Source organism: Saccharomonospora iraqiensis subsp. iraqiensis (genome assembly GCF_000430445.1).
Classification (GTDB): Bacteria; Actinomycetota; Actinomycetes; order Mycobacteriales; family Pseudonocardiaceae; genus Saccharomonospora; species Saccharomonospora iraqiensis.
On the sequence record NZ_KE387135.1, the window covers coordinates 1,741 to 6,491 of the forward strand.

At 72.3% G+C, this 4,751-nt stretch carries 4 protein-coding genes and 1 pseudogene; 2 read left to right on the forward strand and 3 right to left on the reverse strand.

Annotated features, from left to right (window positions below; translation table 11 throughout):
- Both ACTIR_RS26985 and ACTIR_RS0119905 read right to left on the reverse strand, forming a co-directional pair.
- A pseudogene (locus tag ACTIR_RS26985) lies at positions 1–258 on the reverse strand (maleate cis-trans isomerase); the annotation flags it as partial.
- A gap of 49 nt (positions 259–307) precedes the next feature.
- Positions 308–1,057, reverse strand: coding sequence for a maleate cis-trans isomerase family protein (locus ACTIR_RS0119905; RefSeq protein WP_026455588.1), 750 nt, complete (start codon positions 1,055–1,057; stop codon positions 308–310).
- A 156-nt stretch (positions 1,058–1,213) separates the two neighbouring features.
- Between ACTIR_RS0119905 and ACTIR_RS0119910 the strand changes: the two genes are divergently transcribed.
- Complete coding sequence (locus tag ACTIR_RS0119910; RefSeq protein ID WP_052583973.1) at positions 1,214–2,134, forward strand: D-2-hydroxyacid dehydrogenase; 921 nt, start codon at positions 1,214–1,216, stop codon at positions 2,132–2,134.
- A gap of 45 nt (positions 2,135–2,179) precedes the next feature.
- Positions 2,180–3,586, forward strand: a complete 1,407-nt coding sequence (locus ACTIR_RS0119915; protein ID WP_026455590.1) for an amidase — start codon at positions 2,180–2,182, stop codon at positions 3,584–3,586.
- A gap of 318 nt (positions 3,587–3,904) precedes the next feature.
- Here ACTIR_RS0119915 and ACTIR_RS24535 read toward each other — a convergent pair.
- Positions 3,905–4,751, reverse strand: an 847-nt coding sequence (locus ACTIR_RS24535) for a WS/DGAT domain-containing protein (protein ID WP_154663827.1), incomplete at its 5' end; no start/stop codon positions are given.

The window sequence follows — 4,751 nt, forward strand, 5'->3', positions numbered from 1 at the left end:
GAAGCTGCCGCTCGTGCACGCCCACACCACGGCGGCCGGCTCGTGCGGGGTCAGCAGGGCCGCCCCCTCGGCCAACCGCGCGGGGGCGCCGAGGTCGAGCAGCTCGTCCACCGCGTGCAGGTCGGTGCCGTAGATGTGGGCCACGGGCAGGCGCGTGCCGTCGGCGAGCACGCGTTCGGCGAGCGGGTAGTCGTCCTCGGCGGCGTGGTCCGGGTACACGAAGCCGACCGTGGTGGTCCGGGTGGGGGACACGGACAACGGGACACCTCCTCCTCGTTCGTCGGCGGACGGGGCCGGGTCGGCCGGGTCAGGACACCTCGCGGAGCCACCCGCCGGGGCCGACGATCGGCAGGTCCATCCGCCGCAGGCACGCCCACATGGTGAGCTGGTTCGCGGTCAGCACCGGCTTGCCGAGGGCGGTCTCCAACGGCTCGATGACGTCGTAGGTCGGCAGGTTCGTGCAGCTCACGAAGATCGCTTCGGCGCCCTCGTGATCCGCGGCGAGGATCCGTTCGGCGATGGTGCGGTAGTTGACCTTCCAGATCCCCCCGCCGAGTCCGAGGTGGTCACTCGCCATGGTCTTGACCCCGAGCTCGTCCAGGAAGTCGTGCAGCCTGCCGGTCAGGTCGGCGTCGTACGGGGTCAGCACGGCCAGCTTGCGCAGGTTCAGCAGCCGCAGCACCTCCGCGAGCGCCCCGGACGTCGTCACCGCCGTGGGGGCGCCCGCCTCCCGGATGACCGCGCACAGGTCCCGTTCGGCGGGCACACCGTTGACGAAACTGCCCGAGCTGCACAGGTAGGCCACCACCTCCGGCTCCAGGTGCAGCACGTCCCGCGTGGCCGCCGCGAGGTGGGCCGCGTTGCTGACCAGGTGGGCCATCTCCATGCTGACGGGCACGGGCTCGTACGGGGTCCGGGCCAGGTGCAGCGAGACCTCCATCGGCACCCAGCGCCACAGCTCCCGTTCGAGGGCGAGGTCGAACGGCGCGATCACCCCGACGCCGCGCTGCGCCAGCGGGCCGTCGAACACGGGGAAGTCCAGAGCGGCGAAATCCAAGGCTCGCACCTCCGACGGCGGTTCTGCAGGAGAGGGCCTCCGGGGTGACTCCTCGGATTGTTGACAATCATACGGCGTACACATACCGTGTCAACGGTGACTGGCAGTCAACCGCCGGTGCTCGCCGTACTCTGCGGTGAGAAGCGCCCCCCGGATATGGAAGCCATCGAACGGGCGGCGTCGGTCCGTTACACCGACGCCGACGGTCTCGCCGACGCCCTGCGCGGGGCCGATGCCCTGTTCGTCTACGACTTCGTTTCCCCCGCCGTGCCCGGTGCCTGGCACGCGGCCGACCGTCTGCGGTGGCTGCACATCGCCAGCGCCGGGGTCGACCCGGTCATGTTCGACGGGCTGCGGGACAGCGACGTCGTCCTGACCAACTCGCGGGGAGTGTTCGACGGGCCGATCGCCGAGTACGTCCTCGGGGTCGTGCTCGCCTTCGCCAAGGATTTCGCCGGGTCACTGCGGTTACAGGACCAGCATAGGTGGCAGCACCGCGAGACGGAACGGGTGGCGGGCAGGCCGGTGCTGGTCGTGGGCACCGGGCCGATCGGCCGGGCCACCGCCCGGTTGCTCCGTGCGGCTGGGCTGCGGGTGACCGGGGCGGGCAGGCGGGCGCGCGACGACGACCCGGACTTCGGCACCGTCGTGCCCACGGAAGCGTTGACCGAACACCTGCCCGGGTACGACTTCGTGGTGGCGGTGGCGCCGCTGACCGGGGCGACCCGGCACCTGTTCGACGCGCGCACGCTGGGTGCCATGCGGCCCGGTGCGCGGTTCGTCAACGTGGGCCGGGGCGAACTCGTCGTCACCGACGACCTGATCGAGGTCCTGCGATCGGGTCATCTCGGCGGCGCCGCGCTCGACGTGTTCGAGACCGAGCCACTGCCCGCGGACAGTCCTCTCTGGACGATGGAGAACGTGGTGCTCACCCCGCACATGTCCGGTGACATCGTGGGTTGGCGCAACGCGCTGGTCGAGGTCTTCGCCGACAACTTCGCACGATGGGTGGACGGGCGGCCGCTGCGCAACGTCGTGGACAAGCGGCTCGGCTATGTACCCTCACCCGTGACGTGACCGGCGTGCCGTGCGGTCCGCCGCGGGCGTGACACGAGGAGAGTTATGCCGACGCCACCCCTGCTCACCGCGAGCGAACTCGTGGCGGCGTTCTCGTCGGGCGAGCTGTCGCCGGTCGAGGCGACCCGCACCGCGCTGGCCACGATCGCCGAGCGCGACGTCGAGCACGGGGCGTTCACGCTGGTCGACCCCGAGTCGGCACTGGAGCAGGCACGCGCGTCCGAGGAACGTTGGCGCGAAGGCAATCCGATCGGGTGGCTCGACGGGGTCCCGGCGTCGCTCAAGGACATGTTCCTCACCGAGGGCTGGCCGACGCTGCGGGGCTCGCTGTGCCTCGAGCGTGACCAGCCGTGGCGGGAGGACAGCCCGGTCACGGCGCGGATGCGCGAGCACGGGCTGGTCCTGCTGGGCAAGACGACCACCCCGGAGCTGGCGTGGAAGGCGGTCACCGACAGCCCGCTCGACGGGATCACCCGCAACCCCTGGAATCCCGCGTTGACGCCGGGCGGGTCCAGCGGCGGGAGCGCGGTGGCGGTCGCCACCGGGATGGGGGATCTCTCGGTGGGGACCGACGGGGGCGGGTCGGTGCGCATCCCGGCGTCGTTCTGCGGGATCGTCGGTTTCAAACCGACGGGTGGGCGCATCCCGCTGTACCCGGCCAGCCCGTTCGGGGCGCTGTCGCACGCCGGGCCGATGGCGCGGTCGGTGGACGACGTGGCCCTGCTGCTCGACGTCCTGGCGATCACGGATCCCCGCGACCCCGCCGCGTTGCCGCCGGTGCCCGGCACCTTCCGCGAGGCCGTACGCCGTGACGTGCGCGGTCTGCGGGCGGCCTACTCCCCGACGCTGGGATACGTCGACGTGGATCCGGAGATCGCCCGGCTGGTCGCCTCCGTGGTCGCGCTGCTCGACGAGGCCGGTCTGACCGTGGAGGAGACGGACCCCGGCTTCGGCGACCCCGCGGAGGCGTTCGGCGTGCTGTGGTCCACCGGCGCGGCGAAATGGCTCGACTCCTTCCCCGACGGCGCGGCGGACCGGGTGGATCCGGGTCTGCGGGCGGTGTGGGAACAGGGACACACCTACTCGGCGGGCGACTACCTCGATGCGAGCGCGGCCGGGGCGAATCTGGGCATCCACATGGGGCAGTTCCACACCCGGCACGACGTGCTGCTCACCCCGACCGTGCCGATCCCCCCGTTCGAGGTGGGCCACGACGTGCCCCCGGACGGCGGCTACGAGAACTGGCCGCAGTGGACGCCGTTCTCCTACCCGTTCAATCTGACCCGGCAACCCGCGATCACCGTCCCGGCCGGTTTCACCTCGACCGGCCTGCCGGTGGGTCTGCAGATCGTCGGCCCCCGCCACTCCGACGACCTGGTCCTCGCGGTCGCCAGACTGGTCGAGGAGATCAACCCCTGGCCCACCGACCGCCCCGCAACCCCCGCGAGTTGACCCCCACGGACCGCGAGTCGCCACTCCAAAACCGCGAGTTGACGCCCGCGAACCGCGAGTCCCCGCTACAGGACGGCGAGTTGACGCCCGGGAACCGCGAGTAGGCAGTTCAGGACGGCGGGAGCCGGCCGAACCGGCGCGGCCGGCGTACGCGCCCGGTGGCAGGAGGTGGCGGTTCGGTGCGCGCCGCGGACCCGGTCGGCGCCGGAGCGACGACTCACCCGCACCGGGCGGCACCTCACGGGCCTGGAGTGGCAACTCGCGGGCGTGGAGTGGCGACTCGCGGGCGTGGAGTGGCGACTCGCGGGGGTGGAAGGGTCAGGCGACGGCGCATTCGAGGTCGACCAGGGCGTCCTCCAGGTGGCCGAGCAGACGCTGCAGGTGCGGCACACTGCGGCGGCACCCGGTGATCCCGAAGTCCAGGGTGCTTTCGCTGCTGGTGAGCGTGATGTTCAGCGCCTGGCCGTCGAGCAGCACCGACGCGGGGTAGATACCGTCGAGCCGCGCGCCGTTGAAGTACTGCCGCCCCCGGGGACCGGGCACGTTCGAGATCACCAGGTTGAACGGGGGACGGGTGTGGTCGACCCAGCCGGGCAGCGGTGTGGCCGCGACCGGCGCGACGTTGAACGCGGACAGGGCCAGCGCCTGCAGGGGGCTCAGGTCGCCGAACAACCGTTTGCCGTCGCTCATCGACGCCGACACCGTCGCGAGCCGTGCGCCCGGATCCGGCAGGTGGGTGCCGAGGTCGCAGAGGATGGCCCCGATCCGGTTGCCGGTGGTCTCGGCGCGTTCGGTGCGGTCCCGCAGGGACACCGGCACCATCGCCACCAGCGGACGGTCCGGCAGTGCCCGGTGCTCGCTCAGGTAGGCGCGCAGCGCGCCCGAACACATGGCGAGGACGACGTCGTTCGTGGAGACGCCCGCGGCGGCGGCCACATGGGCGATCCGCGCCTGCTCCCACGACTCCGCGGCGAACCTCCGTGCCCCGCCGACCGGGACGTTCAGCATCGTCCTCGGCGCCTGCAACGGGAGCCGGAGCCGGTGTTCGCGGAACGCCTCGGTGGCCACCCGGGTCGCGGTCGGTGCGAGGCCGCCGAGTTGACCGGCGAGGTCCCGTCCCGCCCGCAGCAGCTCCCGGGGCGTCCGTGGGGCCGCGCCGCGTCCG